Genomic DNA, 17054 nt, shown 5'->3' with positions numbered 1-17054 from the left:
TTGACAACTAGTGCCCTGCCGAAGCCGGCGCCGCCTTGGCGGTGAACGGCGGTTTGGCGAACCACACCAGCAGGATCAACCCGGCAAATATCCAGGTCATCAGGGTGAAGTAGTCGACCGTCGACATCATGTAGGCCTGGCCATTGAGGATCTGCTCAAGCTGCGCATAGCTCTGCGGGCTAGCGCCGCCCAGTTGCTCCAAAGTATGCCGGGTGGCCGGGTCATACTGGCTGATGTGCTCGCTCAAGTAGGCGTGGTGCTGGTCGGCGCGGCGAATCCAGATCCAGGTGGTCAGCGATGCGGCGAAGCTGCCGCCCAAGGTCCGCAGGAAGGTGGCCAGGCCCGAGCCATCGGCAATTTGATGGGGCGGCAGGTCCGACAACAGGATGCTCAAGGTCGGCATGAAGAACAGCGCCACACCAATACCCATGAACAGCTGCACCAGGGCGATATGCTGGAAGTCCACCTCGTTGGTGAAGCCTGCGCGCATGTAGCAGCTGGTGCCGATGGCCAGGAACGCCAGGCCAGCCAGGACGCGCAAGTCGAAGCGGTGCGCGTATTTGCCGACAAACGGCGACATCACCACCGGCAGCAAGCCAATCGGCGCCACGGCCAGCCCGGCCCAGGTGGCGGTGTAACCCATCTGCGTCTGTAGCCACTGCGGCAAGATCAGGTTGATGCCGAAAAAGCCTGCATAACCGCCGACCAGCACCAGGGTGCCGATGCGGAAATTGCGGTGCGCGAACAACCGCAGGTTGACCACCGGATGGCGGTCGGTCAGCTCCCAGATGACGAAGATCGCCAGGAACACCAGCGAAATCAGGCTGCCGACGATGATGAACGACGACTCGAACCAGTCCAGGTCGTTGCCCTTGTCCAGCACCACCTGCAATGCACCAACGCCGATGATCAAGGTGATCAGGCCGATGTAGTCCATCGGCTGGCGGCTGGTCACCACGGGCCGACTACGCATCTGCTGACGCACCACGGCGGCGGCGAACAGGCCGATTGGCACATTGATGAAGAAGATCCATGGCCAGCTATAGCTGTCGGTGATCCAACCGCCGAGAATCGGCCCGGCAATCGGCGCGACCACCGTGACCATGGCCAATAACGCCAAGGCCATCCCCCGTTTGGCAGGCGGATAAACCGCAATCAGCAGGGTCTGGGTCATCGGGTACAGGGGGCCGGCGACCACCCCCTGAAGCACACGAAAGCCCACCAACTCCGGCATCGACTGGGCAATGCCACACAGGAACGACGCCACCACGAACAGCAGCGTGGCCCAGATGAACAGCTTCACTTCACCAAAACGCCGGCTCAGCCAGCCGGTCAGCGGCAAGGCGATGGCGTTGCTCACGGCAAACGAGGTGATGACCCAGGTGCCCTGCTCGTAACTGACCCCCAGGTTGCCCGAGATGGTCGGCAAGGCAACGTTGGCGATGGTGGTGTCGAGCACCTGCATGAAGGTCGCCAGCGACAGGCCGATGGTGGTCAACAGCAGGCTCGGCGGGGTGAACTGCGCGGGCGCTGTGTTGCTCATCGCTGGGCCGTCTTGCCACTGGCGCTATTGTCATGGATCAGCCGGGCGATCAGGTGGTCGGCCTCGACCAGCTGGCGGTCGTACACCTGGGTGGTGTAGCTGGCCTGCTGCGGTGGCTGCTGGGCCAGGGCCGGGCCGCTCTGGTCGTGCAGGTCGACCTCGACCAGGGTGGACAGGCCGATACGCAGCGGATGCTCCTTGAGCTGCTCGGGGTTGAGGTGAATACGCACCGGCACCCGCTGGACGATCTTGATCCAGTTGCCGGTGGCGTTCTGCGCCGGCAACAAGGCAAAGGCACTGCCGGTGCCGGCGCCGAGACTGTCGATGGTGCCGGTGTACTTGACCTCGCTGCCGTACAAGTCGGCGCTGATTTCCACGGGTTGGCCAATGCGCATCTGGCGCAGCTGGGTTTCCTTGAAGTTGGCATCGATCCACACCTGATCCAGCGGAATCACGGCCATGGTCGCCGTGCCCGGTTGCAGGCGTTGGCCCAATTGCACGGTGCGCTTGGCCACGTAGCCGGTGACCGGCGCCACCAGGGTGGTGCGGGCGTGGTCCAGATAGGCCTGACGCAGGTCAGCCGCTGCCGCCATCACCTCTGGGTGCGAGGAAACCACCGTGTCGTCGATCAGCGCAGTGCTGGTATTGAGCTGCTGACGGGCGTTGTCCAGCGCGCTTTGCGCCGAGGTCAGGTCATCGTGGGCATGGGAGATTTCCTCGGCGGCAATCGCGCCACTGTCAGCCAGTACCTTGCGCCGGTTGTAGTTGTCACGGGCTTTCTTCAGCTCGGCCGTACGGCTCTGTAACTGGGCCTTGAGCGCGTCGACATTACTGTACAGCCCGCGCACCTCGCGCACTGTGCGCGCCAGTTTGGCTTCAGCGGCCTGCAAGGCCACCTCGCTGTCGGCGGGGTCGAACTGCAGCAGTACCTGGCCGGCATGCACCAGGTCGCCGTCATCGGCGCCGATGCTGATCACCGTGCCGGTGACCAATGGGGTGATTTCCACCACGTTGCCGTTGACATAGGCGTCATCGGTGCTTTCGTGCCAGCGCCCGACCAGGCTGTACCAGGCCCAGGTGCCAGCACCGGCAAGGATCACCAACAGCAGCAAAGCGAGCAGCCACGCCTTGCGCTTGCCTGAGCCCTGGGCTGCAGAGGTGGATGGAGAGGTGTCCGTGGGAGTGGCCATGACAATACCTTGGATAATGCGTAACAGGGATCAACGATCGCCAAAGCGGCGGATCGTCAGGGGGTCGCCAGCGCCGAGCAGCACCTTGGCCAACAGGCCTTCGAGGGTCTTGAGTTCTTCGGGCTGAAGTACACCGACCAGCTCGTTCATTGCCGCCGCGCCGATCTCCGGCAGGCGGTCGGCCAGACGTTGACCATCAGCGGTCAAGGCCAGGCGCACTTGGCGCCGATCATCTGGGCAGCGGTTGCGCAGGATCAGGCCTTTGTGTTCGAGGCGATCGAGCATGCGCGTCATCGAACCGCTATCCAGGCCCAGGTAGCGGCACAGCTCGGCTGGGGTGTCGACCTGATACTGGGTGACGATGATCAGCACCTTGAATTGCGCGGCGGTAACCCCCTCGCTCTCCAGGTGCCAGTCGAGGATGCGGTCCTTGAGGATCGCGGCGCGGCCCAGCAGCATGCCGATGGCGCAGGTCTGGAAATTTTCCGGGTTGAAATGAGACATCGACAGCTGCTCGGACAATTGTGTGAAAATATTACTGCCTAGGCAGTGAATGTCAAAGCTTTGATTAGCGGGCTATGTAAATTAGCCTTCATGACTGCCAGTTAGTTCACTTCAATCGCACCCAGCCCCAGCGCCTGCACCTGACCACAGGCAATCGCCATCCCTACCAACTGCGCCAGGCTGCTGGCCTGCATGCGTTTCATCACCCGTCCTCGATACAGATCGACGGTCTTCACGCTGACCCCCAATTGCTCGGCGACTTGCCGATTGCTCAGGCCTTGCACCAGCGGGATGAACACATCGCGCTCACGTGGCGTCATGCCGTCGATACGGGCCTGAATGGCGGCCAACTCAAGACTGCCCTGCTGCGCCTGACGCGCGTGGCTCAATGCCGCTTGGACGCTGTCGAGCAACAGCTGCTCGTTGTAGGGCTTTTCGATGAAGTCGCAGGCCCCTGCCTTGAACCCCCGTACCACGATCGGTACATCGGCATGGCCGCTGACAAAGATCACCGGCAGCAGTACCCCGCGATCACGCAACGCCTGCTGGACCGCCAGGCCGCCCAGGCCAGGCATGCGCACATCGAGCAGGACGCAGGCCGGCTCATCGCCTGCACAGGCATCCAGAAACGCCTGGCCACTGCTGAATGGCAACGCCTGCAACCCCACCGACTCGAGCAACCAGACGGTCGAATCGAGCATGCCTAGATCATCATCGACCACATAAACCTTCGCCTGCATCACTGCCCTGCCCTTCAAAGTTTGATCGCCGCCAAGCGGCAGCACAGCACCAAGCCGCCCGCCTCCCCCAAGCGCGCCTGCAAGCTGCCGCCAAAGCCTTCGATAAGGCTGCGGCTCATGCTCAGGCCCAGGCCGAGACCGTCTGCCTTGCTGGTGGTGAACGGGGTAAAAATATCATCCAGCCGCTCGCAGGCAACGCCCGGCCCTTGATCGCTGACCTCGACCTGTAGCCAGTCCCCCTCGCGGCGTGCAGCCAGGACGATACGCGACGGCTGGCCCCTGTGCTGGTCACGATTGGCGTCGATGGCGTTGCGCAGCAGGTTGAGCAGTACCTGCTCCAGCAGCACCCGGTCGGCGTATACCTGGGGCAAGGTGCTGGGCAGGCGCAGCTCGATCTCGACCTGATCGCGGTCCGCCTCCCAGGCGCATAGACGCACCGCTTCGCCGGCGACATCGGCGATCGCCAGCGCCTGTAGGCGACGTGGCCCCTTGCGCAAAAAAGCGCGCAGGCGGCGGATCACCTCGGCGGCGTGGGTCGCCTGTTCAACGATGCGTTGCAAGCCCTGGCCGACCCGATCCCGCGCCTGTGAGTCATGCTCAACAGCGTGCAGGTAACGCTGGCTGGCGTTGGCGTAATTGACCACTGCCGCGAGCGGCTGATTGATTTCGTGGGCAATGCCTGAGGCCAACTCGCCCAGGGTCGCCAGCCGGGCACTGTGCGCCAGGTTCTGCTGGGCCTCGATGCGCAGGCTGATGTCGCGAGAGACACTGACGATCTCCACCACCGCCCCGGTATAGGTTTCGCGTATCGCCCGGCTGGCGATCTCGAACCAGCGATAGCCGCCATCGGCGTGACGCACGCGGCAGGTCATGAGGTGATAGCCATCCGCATCCAACGCCGCAGCCGCCTGACGCAGCGCCTGGCGACGCTCGTGCGGGTGCAGCAAGTTGCGCACCGGAGTGCCGCGCAACTGCTCTGGCCACACCCCAAGCAGGCGAAAGGCCGCTGGCGTGGCATCGAGAAAGCGCCCGTCCGGGCTGTGCCGGGAGATCAGGTCGGTGGTGTTCTCGGTAATCAGGCGGTACAGCCGGCGCGATTGATTGGCTTCGCGCGCGGCGTGGCGCTCGTCGCTGGCATCGCGACAGCGCGCCAGGACCTGCTGGCCACGAGCATCGGGGACGAAGGTCCAGAGCAAGATCCGCTGGCCAACCTGCGCCTCGACCTCGGCAATCGCGCGGTCTTGGCGCAGGCAAGCGCGAACCAGCGCTGCACAATTGGCCGGCAGCCACTGCGCCAGCGCCGGCCCTTGGGCAATCATCGCCTGCAAGGCGCGATTGGCGCTGATCAATTGAGCGTCGGCCGCTAGCAGCGCGCTGGGCTGCGGGTCTTTGGCTAGCAACGGTGATGAGGTGTGATCCACGGCTTGAGCTCACTTTTTATAGTATTTCTACCATATTGCTATAGTCGATCTTCCAGCTAACATAGCGGTTCGCGTAAAAATGCGACAGGGCAAGCGAGCCATTTTTCGCTGCCCCTTCCCTGATCAGAGCTAACAATCAGCCACCGGGAGCCCAGCGCACAGGCTGCGCCTGCCTCCCACACAGGACCACCGCATGTCGATATTCTCCCAGGGCCTGATGCCCGCTGCTGTCAATCATGTTCCCCTCACCCCGCTGAGCTTCATCGAGCGCACCGCCTCGGTCTACGGCCAATACCCGGCCGTGATCCACGGCGCTATCCGGCGCAACTGGCAGCAGACCTATCAACGCTGCCGACGCCTGGCCAGCGCCCTGGCCGAGCGCGGCATCGGCCAGGGCGACACCGTTGCAGTGATGCTGCCGAACATCCCGGCGATGCTCGAAGCGCATTTTGCCGTGCCCATGCTCGGCGCGGTGCTCAACACCCTCAACGTGCGCCTGGACGCCGAAGCCATTGCCTTCATGCTGGAACATGGCGAAGCCAAGGTGCTGATCGCTGACCGCGAGTTTCACGCGGTGATCCAGGGCGCCCTCGCGCTGCTGGCCCAGCCACCCCTGGTGGTCGACGTCGACGATCCGGAATACGGCGAAGGCCAGCCGGTCAGTGACCTGGACTATGAAGCGCTGCTGGCCGAGGGTGACCCTGAGTTCGCCTGGCAGTGGCCTGAAGACGAATGGCAGGCCATTTCGCTGAACTACACCTCCGGCACCACCGGTAACCCGAAAGGCGTGGTCTACCACCACCGCGGCGCCTACCTCAACGCCATCGGCAACCAGATGACCTGGGCGATGGGTAACCATCCGGTGTATCTGTGGACCTTGCCGATGTTCCACTGCAACGGCTGGTGCTACCCGTGGACCGTCACCGCCTTGGCCGGCACCCATGTGTTCCTGCGCCGGGTCGATCCGCAAAAGATCCTCACCCTGATCCGCGAACACCGCGTCAGCCACCTGTGCGGTGCGCCGATCGTGCTCAACGCGCTGGTGAACATGCCGGATACCGCCAAGGCCGCCATCGAGCACCCGGTGCAGGCGATGGTGGCCGGCGCTGCACCACCGGCCAAGGTGATCGGCGCGGTCGAGGAGATGGGCATCGCGGTCACCCACGTCTACGGCCTGACCGAGGTCTATGGCCCGGTCACGGTGTGCGCCTGGCATGCCGAATGGGACCAGCAGCCGCTAGCGGAGCGTGCACGCATCAAGTCGCGCCAGGGCGTGCGTTATCCAACCCTGGAAGGCTTGATGGTGGCCGACTCGCAGACCCTGCAGCCAGTACCGCGCGACGGCAACACCCTGGGCGAGATCTTCATGCGCGGCAACACGGTGATGAAGGGCTACCTGAAAAACCCCGAAGCCACCGCCGAAGCCTTCCGCGGCGGCTGGTTCCACACCGGCGACCTGGCGGTGTGGCATGCCGACGGTTACGTCGAGATCAAAGACCGCCTCAAGGACATCATCATCTCCGGTGGCGAGAACATCTCCACCATCGAAGTCGAAGACACCCTGTACAAGCACCCTGCCGTGCTCGAAGCCGCAGTGGTCGCCCGCCCTGATGAGAAATGGGGCGAGACGCCGTGCGCCTTCGTCACCCTCAAGCAGGGCCATGGCGCCACCCGCGAAGCTGAGATCATCGCCTGGTGCCGCGAGCACCTAGCGGCCTTCAAAGTGCCCAAGACCGTGCTGTTCGGCGACCTGCCAAAGACCTCCACCGGCAAGATCCAGAAATACCTGCTGCGCGACCGGGCCAAGGCCCTCTGAACCGACGAGCTTCGATATGACCGACTACAACGCTCCACTGCGCGACATGCGCTTCGTTCTCCATGACGTGTTCCAAGGCCCTGCCCTGTGGGCGCGCCTGCCGGCCCTGGCCGAACGGGTCGATGCCGACACCGCCGACGCCATCCTCGAAGAGGCGGCGAAAATAACCGGCCAATTGATCGCCCCGCTCAGCCGCAACGGCGATGAGCAAGGCGTGCGCTTCGACGCGGGGCAGGTCAGCACCCCAGAGGGCTTTCGCGAGAGTTGGCACACCTACCGCGAAGGCGGCTGGGTCGGCTTGGGCGGTAATCCTGAATATGACGGCATGGGCATGCCAAAGATGCTCGGGGTGCTGTTCGAAGAGATGATGTACGCCGCCGACAGCAGCTTCAGCCTGTATTCGGCGTTGAGTGCCGGGAGCTGTTTGGCGATCGATGCGCATGCCAGCGAAGCGCTCAAGGCCGCTTACCTGCCAAAGCTGTACAGCGGCCAATGGGCCGGCACCATGTGCCTGACCGAACCCCACGCCGGCACCGACCTGGGCCTGATCCGCACCCGCGCCGAACCGCAAGCCGATGGCAGCTACCAGATCAGCGGCAGCAAGATCTTCATCACCGGCGGCGAACAGGACCTGACCGAGAACATCGTCCATCTGGTCCTGGCGAAATTGCCCGATGCCCCCGCAGGCGCCAAAGGTATCTCACTGTTTCTGGTGCCTAAGTTCCTGCCCGAGGCCGATGGCAGCCTGGGTGCACGCAATGGCGCTCACTGCGGCTCGATCGAACACAAGATGGGCATCAAGGCGTCGGCCACCTGCGTGATGAACTTCGATGCCGCCACCGGCTTTCTGGTAGGCGAGCCGAACAAGGGCCTGGCCGCGATGTTCACCATGATGAACTACGAGCGCCTGTCGATCGGCATCCAGGGCATTGGCTGCGCCGAGGCGTCCTACCAGAACGCCGCACGCTACGCCAATGAGCGCCTGCAAAGCCGCGCCGCCAGCGGCGCGCAAGCCCAGCAGCGGATCGCCGACCCGATCATCGCCCATGGCGATGTGCGGCGCATGCTGTTGACCATGCGCAGCCTCACCGAAGGCGGTCGCGCCTTTGCCACTTACGTGGGCCAGCAGCTGGACCTGGCGCGCTATGCCGAGGATGCCGGTGAGCGTGAGCATGCCCAGCGCCTGGTCGCCCTGCTGACGCCAGTGGCCAAGGCCTTCTTCACCGACAACGGCCTGGAGAGCTGCGTGCTCGGCCAGCAGGTGTTCGGCGGCCATGGCTACATTCGCGAGTGGGGTCAGGAGCAGTTGGTGCGCGATGTGCGCATCGCCCAGATCTATGAAGGCACCAATGGTATCCAGGCGCTGGATCTGCTGGGGCGCAAGGTGGTGGCCGATGGCGGCCAGGGGCTAGCAGCCTTTGCCGCCGAAATTCGCGCGTTCGCGGTCGATGCGCCCGTGCATCGCGAAGCGCTGCTCGAGGCCTTGGTGCGACTGGAAAACACCACCCGCTGGTTGCTGGCCGGGGTGGCCAGCGACGCCAACCTGATCAGTGCCACGGCGGTGGAATACCTGCATCTGTTTGGGCTGACGGCCTATGCCTACATGTGGGCGCGGATGGCCGCGGTAGCCCAGGCCAAATTGGCTGAAGATGCCGAGTTCTGTGGGGCCAAGCTTGCCTGTGCGGCGTTCTTTTTCGAACGAATCTTGCCACGGGGGTTGGCGCTGGAGGCCAGTGTGCGGGCGGGGAGTTCGAGTTTGTATGGGATGGAGGCAGGCCAGTTCTAGGTTGAATCATCCGGCCCTATCGCGTGACACGTGGCAGCGATAGGGCCGGAATCGACAAACCGCTCAATCAGGCAATGGCCGCATCCACCAACGCCTGAGCTTCTTCAACCAGCCGCTGCAGGTGCGCCTCGTCGACAAAACTCTCGGCGTAGATCTTGTAGATGTCCTCGGTGCCCGATGGCCGCGCCGCAAACCAGCCGTTGCGGGTCATCACCTTCAGCCCACCGATGGCCTGGCCATTGCCCGGGGCATGGCTCAAGACCTGCTCGATCGGCTCACCGGCAAGCTCGGTCGACTTGACCTGCTCGGGCGCCAACTTGCTCAGCAGGGCTTTCTGCCGCGCATCGGCCTTGGCCTCGACCCGCGTGGCAAAGGGCTTGCCCAGGGCCTCGGTCAGGTCAGCGTAGGCCTGGCTCGGGTTACGCCCGGTGCGCGCGGTCATCTCCGCCGCCAGCAACGCGGGGATCAGCCCGTCCTTGTCGGTAGCCCACACCGAGCCATCCCGACGCAAGAACGACGCACCGGCGCTCTCCTCGCCGCCAAAGCCCAGCGAGCCGTCGAACAGCCCCTGGGCAAAATACTTGAAGCCCACTGGCACTTCGTACAGGGTGCGCCCCAGCCGCGCGGTGACGCGGTCGATCAAGCCGCTGCTGACCACGGTCTTGCCCACTGCCGCATCACTGCGCCACTGCGGGCGGTTGCGGAACAGGTAGTCGATGGTCACCGCCAGGTAGTTGTTCGGCGCCAACAAGCCATCGGCGGTGACGATGCCATGGCGATCGTGGTCCGGGTCACAGGCGAAGGCCACGTCGAAGCGCTCACGCAGGCCGATCAAACCCTGCATGGCGTAAGGCGAGGATGGGTCCATGCGAATCTGCCCGTCCCAGTCGACGGTCATGAAGCGGAAGGTCGGATCGACCTCGGTGTTGACCACTTCCAGGTTCAACTGGTAGTGCTCGGCGATCGCCTGCCAGTAACGCACCCCGGCACCGCCCAGCGGGTCGACGCCCAGGCGCAGGTTGGCGGCGCGGATGACGTCGAAGTCGATGACGTTGGCCAGGTCCGCGACATAGTTGCCGACATAGTCATGACGCTGGGTGGTCGGCGCCTTGAGGGCCTGGGCGTAGTCCATGCGCTTGACCCCGGCCAGACCTGCGGCCAGCAGTTCGTTGGCCTTGGCCTCGACCCACTTGGTCACGTCGCTGTCCGCAGGGCCGCCGTTGGGTGGGTTGTACTTGAAGCCGCCGCTTTGTGGCGGGTTGTGCGAGGGGGTGATGACGATGCCATCGGCCAGGCCAGTCTGGCGGCCACGGTTGTAGCAGAGGATGGCGTGGGACACCGCCGGGGTCGGGGTGTACTCGTCATCCTTGGACAGCATCACCTGCACGCCATTGGCCGCCAGCACTTGCAGGGCGCTGGCCGCGGCCGGTGCCGACAGTGCGTGGGTGTCGGCGCCGATGAACAGCGGGCCATCGATGCCCTGGGCCAGGCGATACAGGCAGATCGCCTGGGTGATGGCCAGCACGTGGTCCTCGTTGAAGCTCAGCTCAAGGGAGGTCCCCCGGTGCCCGGAGGTGCCGAAGGCAACCCGCTGGGCCACCACGGACGCATCAGGGCGGCCGGTGTAGTAGGCGGTCAGCAGGCGGGGAATATCAACCAGAACGCTGGCCGGAGCCAGCTTGCCTGCCAAAGGACTGAGCGTCATGCAAGAACCTCGAGTTCAACGAATGTAGGTGTTGGAACGCGCAGTGTACTGGGAGTTGCAATGCCGTGCGATGGGGCGAGCGGGGATTATTAACTGGCCGTCTGCCACCAAGCGGGAAACATCTGCTGCACCCGTGGCTCGGCGAAGCGCTCGTCGATCAGCAGCAGCACGCCACGGTCGTCATCACCGCGGATAACCCGCCCGGCGGCCTGGATTACCTTGCGCACGCCGGGGTACAGGTAGGCATAGTCGAACCCCGCGCCAAACTGGCGACCCAGGCGCTGTTTGAACTGCTCATTGATCGGGTTGACCTGAGGTAGGCCGAGGGTAGCGACAAAGGCGCCGATCAGGCGCGTACCCGGCAAATCCACCCCTTCGCCGAATGCCCCGCCCAGGACGGCAAAGCCGATGCCCTGCCCGTCTGGCACAAAGCGCGCAAGAAACGCCTCGCGCGCCGCTTCATCCATACCCGCAGCCTGCTCCCAGCGTGGCAGTTGCGGGTAACGTTCGGCCAGCAGTCCGGCGACCTGCTGCAGGTATTCAAAGCTGCTGAAAAACGCCAGGTAGTTACCCGGCCGGTTGCGATACTGCTCGGCAATCAGTTCGACGATCGGCGCCAGCGAAGCCTGCCTGTGCTGAAAGCGGGTCGACACCTGGCTGACAATGCGCACATCCAGTTGCTCTGCCTTGAACGGCGCCGCGACCTCAAGCCAAGCAGTATCGCCAGGCATGCCCAGCAGGTCGGCATAGAAATGCCGTGGGCTGAGGGTGGCGGAAAACAACGTGACACTGCGCGCGGCACTCATGCGCGGGCCCAGCAAGCGCGCCGGCACTACATTGCGCAGGCACAAGGTGGCCAGGCGCCGCTTGCGCGGGCCATTGCGCAGGCTGATGTCGAAGATGAAATGCTCATCGAACAGCTCCGCCACCCGGCTGAACTGCAAGGCCTGATAGAAGAACTGCAAGAGCAGCGGGTCGACTTGCGCAGGCGCCTGGTTCAGGCGCTCTTGAATCAAGCCAATGCACTGCTGCAACGCGCTGAGCAAGCCGTCGGGCAATCGCTCGCTGGCCTGGTACTGCGCATGCTGGTCCTTGTACAGGGCGTTCCATTGGCGGTTCAGCCGATCCAGCGCACTGACCAACCCTTCGGGCTTGCTCTGGCGCAACGCCTGCAGTTGCCCTTGATCCAGGCTGGCGCTGTACATGCCTCGCCCCCGCTCGACCAGGTTATGCGCCTCGTCCACCAGCACCGATACCCGCCACTGGTTGGCTTGGGCCAGGCCAAACAGCAAGGCGTGCGCATCGAAGTAGTAGTTGTAGTCGGCGATCAGTACATCAGCCCAGCGCGCCATCTCCTGGCCCAGGTAGTAAGGGCACACGTGATGTTCCAGGGCCACCTCACGCAGCGCCTGGCGATCGAGCAGTGGCCGCGCCCCGGCCGCCTCGCGCGCCGCAGGCAGGCGGTCGTAGAAACCCTTGGCCAACGGGCAGGATTCGCCATGGCAGGCGCTGCCGGGGTGTTCGCAGGCCTTGTCGCGGGCGATCAACTCCAGCGTACGCAAGGCTGGCTGGGGCGTGGCCTGGTCGATCTGGCGCAGGGCATCGAGTGCCAGTGCCCGGCCGGGCGTCTTGGCCGTCAGGAAATACAGCTTGTCGAGGCGCTGCGGCACCATCGCCTTGAGGAGCGGGAACAGCGTGCCCAGGGTCTTGCCGATGCCGGTACTGGCCTGGGCCATCAGGCAGCGGCCGGTACTCACCGCCTTGTACAGGGTCTCGGCCAATTGGCGTTGGCCCTGGCGGAACTGCGGATAGGGGAAGCTCAGCGCCTGCAAGCCCTGGTCACGCTCGGCGAGGCGCTGTTCCTGCATCTGCGCCCAGGCCAGAAAACGTTGGCACTGAAGCGCAAAGAAGCGCTGCAACTCTGCCGCTGTGTGCTGCTCGCTGATCACGGTTTGCCGATCGCTGTCGACATCCAGGTAGACCAGCGCTACCTCGACCTCTGCGAGTTGCCGCGCCTGACACAGCAGCCAGGCATAGACCTTGGCCTGGGCCCAGTGCAGTTGGCGGTGGTTGTCGGGTTGCCGGGCCAGGTCACCGCGGTGGGTCTTGATCTCTTCCAGGCGATTGAGCTGCGGGTCATAGCCATCGGCACGCCCGCGCACGCGCAAGCATTCATAGTGCCCTTCAAGGGCGACTTCGGCCTGGTAATCGCCAGCACGCCGCGCCACCACTCGCCGATGCCCGGCGATGCCTTCCTGGGCGGTGGGCGACGGGGTGAAGCGCAAGTCCAGATCACCGACCTTGGCGCTGAACTCGCATAATGCACGCACCGCCACGCTGTAGCTCATGCCAGCGCCTCACACCAACGCACGTGGCACACGGCGACCGGCAGACCGTGCTCACGACAGAACTCAAGCCAGCGCAGCTGGTTGTCCTGCAAGCGATCCCCCGGCCCCTTGACCTCGACCATCAGGTAACGCCCCTGCTCAGGCCAGAACTGAATCAGATCCGGCATGCCGGCGCGGTTGCTGCGGATGTCCTGCAACAAGCGCATGAAGCACTGCTTGAGGTGCGCGGCAGGCACACAGGCCAGCGCCTGTTCCAGCAACTGCGGGGTGAGCATCTGCCAGAACACGAACGGTGACTGCAGCCCCTGCTTGGCGGCAAAGCAGGCCAGGATGGCCTGGGCATGGCTGCCATCATCCAGGCGCGCCAGGCAGGCCTCGAACAGGGCACTGCGCCGCTGCTGAAAATCTTCGTCGTGCAGGTCCTGAGGGGCCATTTGGAACGGGTGAAAGAATGCCCCCGGCACCGGGGCGAAGATCGCCTCCCAGCACAGCAGGCCGAACAAGCTGTTGAGCAGCGTGTTCTCCACGTAATGGACCTGTCCACCTTGCTGCGCCAAATGCACGCGCACGGCCTCCTCGACCCCAAGTTCGGCCATCTCTACGGGCAGTTGCAGCTCGATCGGCGTGACCACGGACGCACGGCGCCTGGCCACGGGTGGCCCGCCCAACTTGCGCGTCAGGCGCGGCAGCATGCGCGCCAATGCCTGAACCTCGTGGGCGTTGCCGGGCGCCGCGGCCATCTGCTCGGCCAGTGTCTTGGCCTGCGCCCACTGCTCGCTGCGCTCCAGTACCCGCACCTGGCGAATCCGCGCCTCAGGGTGGCGGCTTTGGCCATAGACCTTCAGCGCCAAGTCCCATTCGGCCAGGCGTTCGCACTGCTGACCGATGCTGAACAGCACCCGCGAGCGGCGCCGCGCCAGCCAGGGGTTGTCGCTGTGCAGGCCCTCAAGCGTGGCCAGCAGCAGCGCCGGCGCCTCGCCCTGCTCCAGACGCTCGGCACACTGGTGCAAGGCCATGGCCAGGTCGATCTCGGCGCGTTGGCGCAGCGCTCGGCTGTCATCGCTCAACGGGACCTTTTCAAAACGCAGCATGCCCAGGTCGGCCAGGACGAAATCCGACCAGTCCTGATAGAGATTACCGAAGAACAACAAGCGCAAGCGGTCGCACAAGGGTTGCAGGCGCCAATGGATGATCTGCACGGGGCTGTCGGCAAACCACTGTGCGAAAGGCCTGGGGGGTAATGACAAGGCCTGCAACTGCGCCAGCAGGTCCGGCTTGGCCGCACGCGGGCGGCTCAGTTGCGCCGCGAAGCACTGCACCAGCTCCTCCTTGCGCAGCACGCTGAACAGTTGCTCCAGCGACAAGGGGGTCTGCATGCTGACCCAGCCCAACACCGTCAGCGGCTGTAAGGCGCAGTGACTGTCACCGATCTCGACATAGTCGAGTTTGTCGCTGCGAAACAGCTCGCCCTTGCGCATGACCATGCGCACCAACAGCGCCTGGGCAGGTTGCTGCAACTGCTCGAACGCACTGATGAACGCCTGCTCGTGGTCGTCGAGCAGATCGGCATAGCGCACAGCTACCCACGCCAGGACCTGACGGAAGTTATGCAGATAGTAGAGGGGGTCATCGACAGAATGAGCGATCACGGCAAAAGGTCGGGCAGCGGCAACGAACACTGGTTATACATACAGATATCGGCACCTGGCAAGCGCTGCGCCCGGCCACCTAGCGCCATCGAGCAGCGGCAAAAGCCCGCCCTGCCTGTGCTGCACGCCTTTGCTACTCGTCGACTGGCACTGGCAACAGCCGACGAGTGGCGCAGATTATCCGGGCCAGGGGCTAGCGATTTCGGCTGCGCTCGTAAGCCGCCAGCACGATACGTTCCGACTGCACCAGGTAGGCATCGAGCATTGCCGTGGCCTCATCGGGCCGGCCTTCCTCGACACAACGCAAGATCGACGCATTCATATCGACATAAGGCAGGTGGAGAAACTCCGGATCATTGAGCACGCCAAAGGCCAGGCGCAACTCAGCGGCGATCTGGCCATAGAACACCACCATCCGCGGGCTATCAGCCAGCTCGACGATGCCCTTGTGGAACATCATGTTGGCGGTGCCGACAGCTACCCAGTCCTTGGCCTCGCGCGCACGCATGCCGGCCTCGACCGCCTCGCGCATCTGCAGGGTGCCTGGGTGCATGGGAAAGCCCTGGGCAATGGCCTTGCATTCAATGAAACGGCGCACCCGATAGATGTCGATGATCGACGCCATGTCTGGCTCTGCCACGGTTACGCCACGGTTGGGCTCGTGCTTGAGCAGGCCCTCGCGGGTCAGCACCCGGAAGGCCTCACGCAAGGTATTGCGGGAAATCTGCAGGCTCTCGGCCAGCGCTGCTTCGGACAGGCGCTGGCCGGGTACCAGCTCGCCTTCCACCAGCATTCTGCGGACTTCCTGGGTGATGGACTCGCCCAGCGTGCGTGGCAGGGAACAAGCAGCGTCGTTCATAAGCAATCCAGAAGGAGATAACCGTGCAGATGTTCCATCAGCACCTTGTGCTTGGCAAGACGCAGCGTCACGGCTGCTCCATTAGGTAATACCGCTACCGACAATTGTTACAATCTGGTGCACATTGCTCATCCAAAAACAAAACATTGTTGAACAATCCATTACCAATATACCTACATTGCAGCGGTTTTATTTGAGCTTGGCATGCACATTGCTCTACCCAAGCACCTCTCATTGTAGGAATGATGCCGTGACACAGCTCGCTCATGACTTCACCAAGGCGCGACGGTCTTCGCTGATCGCCGCGATCTTCATGATGGCGACTTCCGCCATCGGGCCAGGCTTTCTCACCCAGACCACCACCTTTACCGCCACCCTGGGTGCTGCGTTTGCCTTTGGTATCCTGGCCTCGATCCTGATCGATTTCGTCGTGCAGCTGAACGTCTGGCGCATCGTGACCCTGACCCGCATGCGCGCCGCGGAACTGGCCAATACCGCCATTCCCGGCAGCGGTTATCTGCTCACGGTACTGGTGGTGTTCGGTGGCTTGGTGTTCAGCCTGGGCAACATCGCCGGCGCCGGCCTGGGCCTGAATGCCCTGACGGGCCTCGATCCCAAATGGGGTGGCGCGTTCAGCGCGCTGGTGGCCATTGCGATCTTCTCCTCGCACCGCGCAGGGGTTGCCATGGACCGCATCATGATGGTGCTCGGCACGCTGAAAGTCGGCCTGATCGTGTTCGCCGCCTTCGCCACCCACCCGCCGTTGGGCGAGGCCCTGCGCCAGGCGGTCTGGCCTGACTTCATCGACTTCGCCTCGATCACCACCATCGTTGGTGGCACCGTCGGTGGCTACATCACCTATGCCGGTGCACACCGCCTGCTCGATCGCGGCGTGGTCGGGGTAAAGAACATCGAGGTGGTGTCCAAGGCTGCGCTGACCGGCATTCTGGTCACCGGCATTGCCCGTTACGTACTGTTCTTGGCCGTGCTTGGGGTGGTCGCCAGCGGCGTGGTCATCGACGTTTCCGGCCAAGGCGCCAACCCGGCTGCGCAAGCGTTCAAAGCCGCTGCCGGCGACATCGGCATGATGGCCTTCGGCTTAGTGCTGTGGGCGGCCGGGATCAGCAGCGTGATCGGCGCCTCGTACACCTCGATGTCGTTCATCACGGTGTTCTCCAAGCGTATCGATGAACGCGTACGCAACCTGAGCACGGTGGTGTTCATCCTGATCGCCTTGGTCCTGTACATGATGCTGGGCAAGCCACCTGCGGCGCTGCTGGTGTTCGCCGGCGGCTTCAATGGCTTGATCCTGCCGCTGGGCCTGAGCATTTTCATGTACGTTGGCTGGCGTCGCGCCGACCTGATGGAAGGCTATCACTACCCTCGCTGGCTGCTGGTGCTGGGCGTGGTGACCTGCCTGTTGTCGTGGTTCATGGCATTCAAGTCGGCAGGTGCCATCTTTGCCTTTATCAACGCAGCCTGATTACCGCGGA

General features: G+C 63.9%; 12 protein-coding genes. 3 read left to right on the top strand and 9 right to left on the bottom strand.

The genetic code is table 11. From position 1 onward, the window contains the following. Nucleotides 1-7: 7 nt before the first annotated feature. From ACI2JX_RS06975 to ACI2JX_RS06955, 5 genes are all read right to left on the bottom strand, one after another. Nucleotides 8-1543 carry a DHA2 family efflux MFS transporter permease subunit gene (locus tag ACI2JX_RS06975; protein ID WP_404689726.1) on the bottom strand — a complete coding sequence of 512 codons (1536 nt, stop codon included), beginning with the start codon at nucleotides 1541-1543 and terminating at the stop codon, nucleotides 8-10. Continuing rightward, nucleotides 1540-2733 (bottom strand): HlyD family efflux transporter periplasmic adaptor subunit, encoded by a 1194-nt coding sequence (locus ACI2JX_RS06970; RefSeq protein WP_264234474.1) that lies wholly within the window; start codon nucleotides 2731-2733, stop codon nucleotides 1540-1542. The genes ACI2JX_RS06975 and ACI2JX_RS06970 overlap by 4 nt, the downstream gene beginning before the upstream one ends. A 30-nt stretch (nucleotides 2734-2763) precedes the next feature. Next, nucleotides 2764-3237 carry a MarR family winged helix-turn-helix transcriptional regulator gene (locus ACI2JX_RS06965; protein WP_368971218.1) on the bottom strand — a complete coding sequence of 158 codons (474 nt, stop codon included), beginning with the start codon at nucleotides 3235-3237 and terminating at the stop codon, nucleotides 2764-2766. A gap of 101 nt (nucleotides 3238-3338) precedes the next feature. Beyond that, nucleotides 3339-3977 carry a response regulator transcription factor gene (locus ACI2JX_RS06960; RefSeq protein ID WP_404689725.1) on the bottom strand — a complete coding sequence of 213 codons (639 nt, stop codon included), beginning with the start codon at nucleotides 3975-3977 and terminating at the stop codon, nucleotides 3339-3341. A gap of 14 nt (nucleotides 3978-3991) precedes the next feature. Next, entirely contained in the window at nucleotides 3992-5398 is a 1407-nt protein-coding gene (locus ACI2JX_RS06955; RefSeq protein ID WP_404689724.1) for a sensor histidine kinase, read from the bottom strand. A 193-nt stretch (nucleotides 5399-5591) separates the two neighbouring features. Here ACI2JX_RS06955 and ACI2JX_RS06950 point away from each other — a divergent pair, with 193 nt between their 5' ends. Together ACI2JX_RS06950 and ACI2JX_RS06945 are read left to right on the top strand one after the other, a co-directional pair. Next, nucleotides 5592-7214 (top strand): acyl-CoA synthetase, encoded by a 1623-nt coding sequence (locus ACI2JX_RS06950; RefSeq protein WP_404689723.1) that lies wholly within the window; start codon nucleotides 5592-5594, stop codon nucleotides 7212-7214. Between the two features lie 16 nt (nucleotides 7215-7230). Next, nucleotides 7231-9000: an acyl-CoA dehydrogenase C-terminal domain-containing protein gene (locus ACI2JX_RS06945; RefSeq protein ID WP_404689722.1), complete on the top strand. Its 1770-nt coding sequence runs from the start codon at nucleotides 7231-7233 to the stop codon at nucleotides 8998-9000. A gap of 67 nt (nucleotides 9001-9067) precedes the next feature. On the opposite strand, the gene pgm is transcribed toward ACI2JX_RS06945, so the two are convergent. The 4 genes from pgm to ACI2JX_RS06925 form a co-directional block, all read right to left on the bottom strand. Further along, nucleotides 9068-10705 carry a phosphoglucomutase (alpha-D-glucose-1,6-bisphosphate-dependent) gene (gene pgm, locus ACI2JX_RS06940; RefSeq protein WP_404689721.1) on the bottom strand — a complete coding sequence of 546 codons (1638 nt, stop codon included), beginning with the start codon at nucleotides 10703-10705 and terminating at the stop codon, nucleotides 9068-9070. 89 nt (nucleotides 10706-10794) lie between these two features. Continuing rightward, complete coding sequence (locus tag ACI2JX_RS06935; protein ID WP_404689720.1) at nucleotides 10795-13053, bottom strand: ATP-dependent DNA helicase; 2259 nt, start codon at nucleotides 13051-13053, stop codon at nucleotides 10795-10797. After that, on the bottom strand, nucleotides 13050-14702 hold the full coding sequence (locus ACI2JX_RS06930; RefSeq protein WP_404689719.1) for a VRR-NUC domain-containing protein: 1653 nt from the start codon (nucleotides 14700-14702) through the stop codon (nucleotides 13050-13052). Before ACI2JX_RS06930 ends, ACI2JX_RS06935 begins: the two co-directional genes overlap by 4 nt. A gap of 193 nt (nucleotides 14703-14895) precedes the next feature. Then, a complete protein-coding gene (locus ACI2JX_RS06925) occupies nucleotides 14896-15561 on the bottom strand; it encodes a GntR family transcriptional regulator (protein WP_264234465.1) in 666 nt (221 codons plus the stop codon). A gap of 250 nt (nucleotides 15562-15811) precedes the next feature. Here ACI2JX_RS06925 and ACI2JX_RS06920 point away from each other — a divergent pair, with 250 nt between their 5' ends. Continuing rightward, complete coding sequence (locus ACI2JX_RS06920) at nucleotides 15812-17044, top strand: NRAMP family divalent metal transporter (RefSeq protein ID WP_264234464.1); 1233 nt, start codon at nucleotides 15812-15814, stop codon at nucleotides 17042-17044. Nucleotides 17045-17054 lie beyond the last annotated feature (10 nt).

The sequence above is a fragment of the Pseudomonas sp. NPDC088890 genome, from assembly GCF_044900155.1.
Classification (GTDB): domain Bacteria; phylum Pseudomonadota; class Gammaproteobacteria; order Pseudomonadales; family Pseudomonadaceae; genus Aquipseudomonas; species Aquipseudomonas urmiensis.
This window is presented reverse-complemented; position numbering and strand designations above follow the sequence as displayed.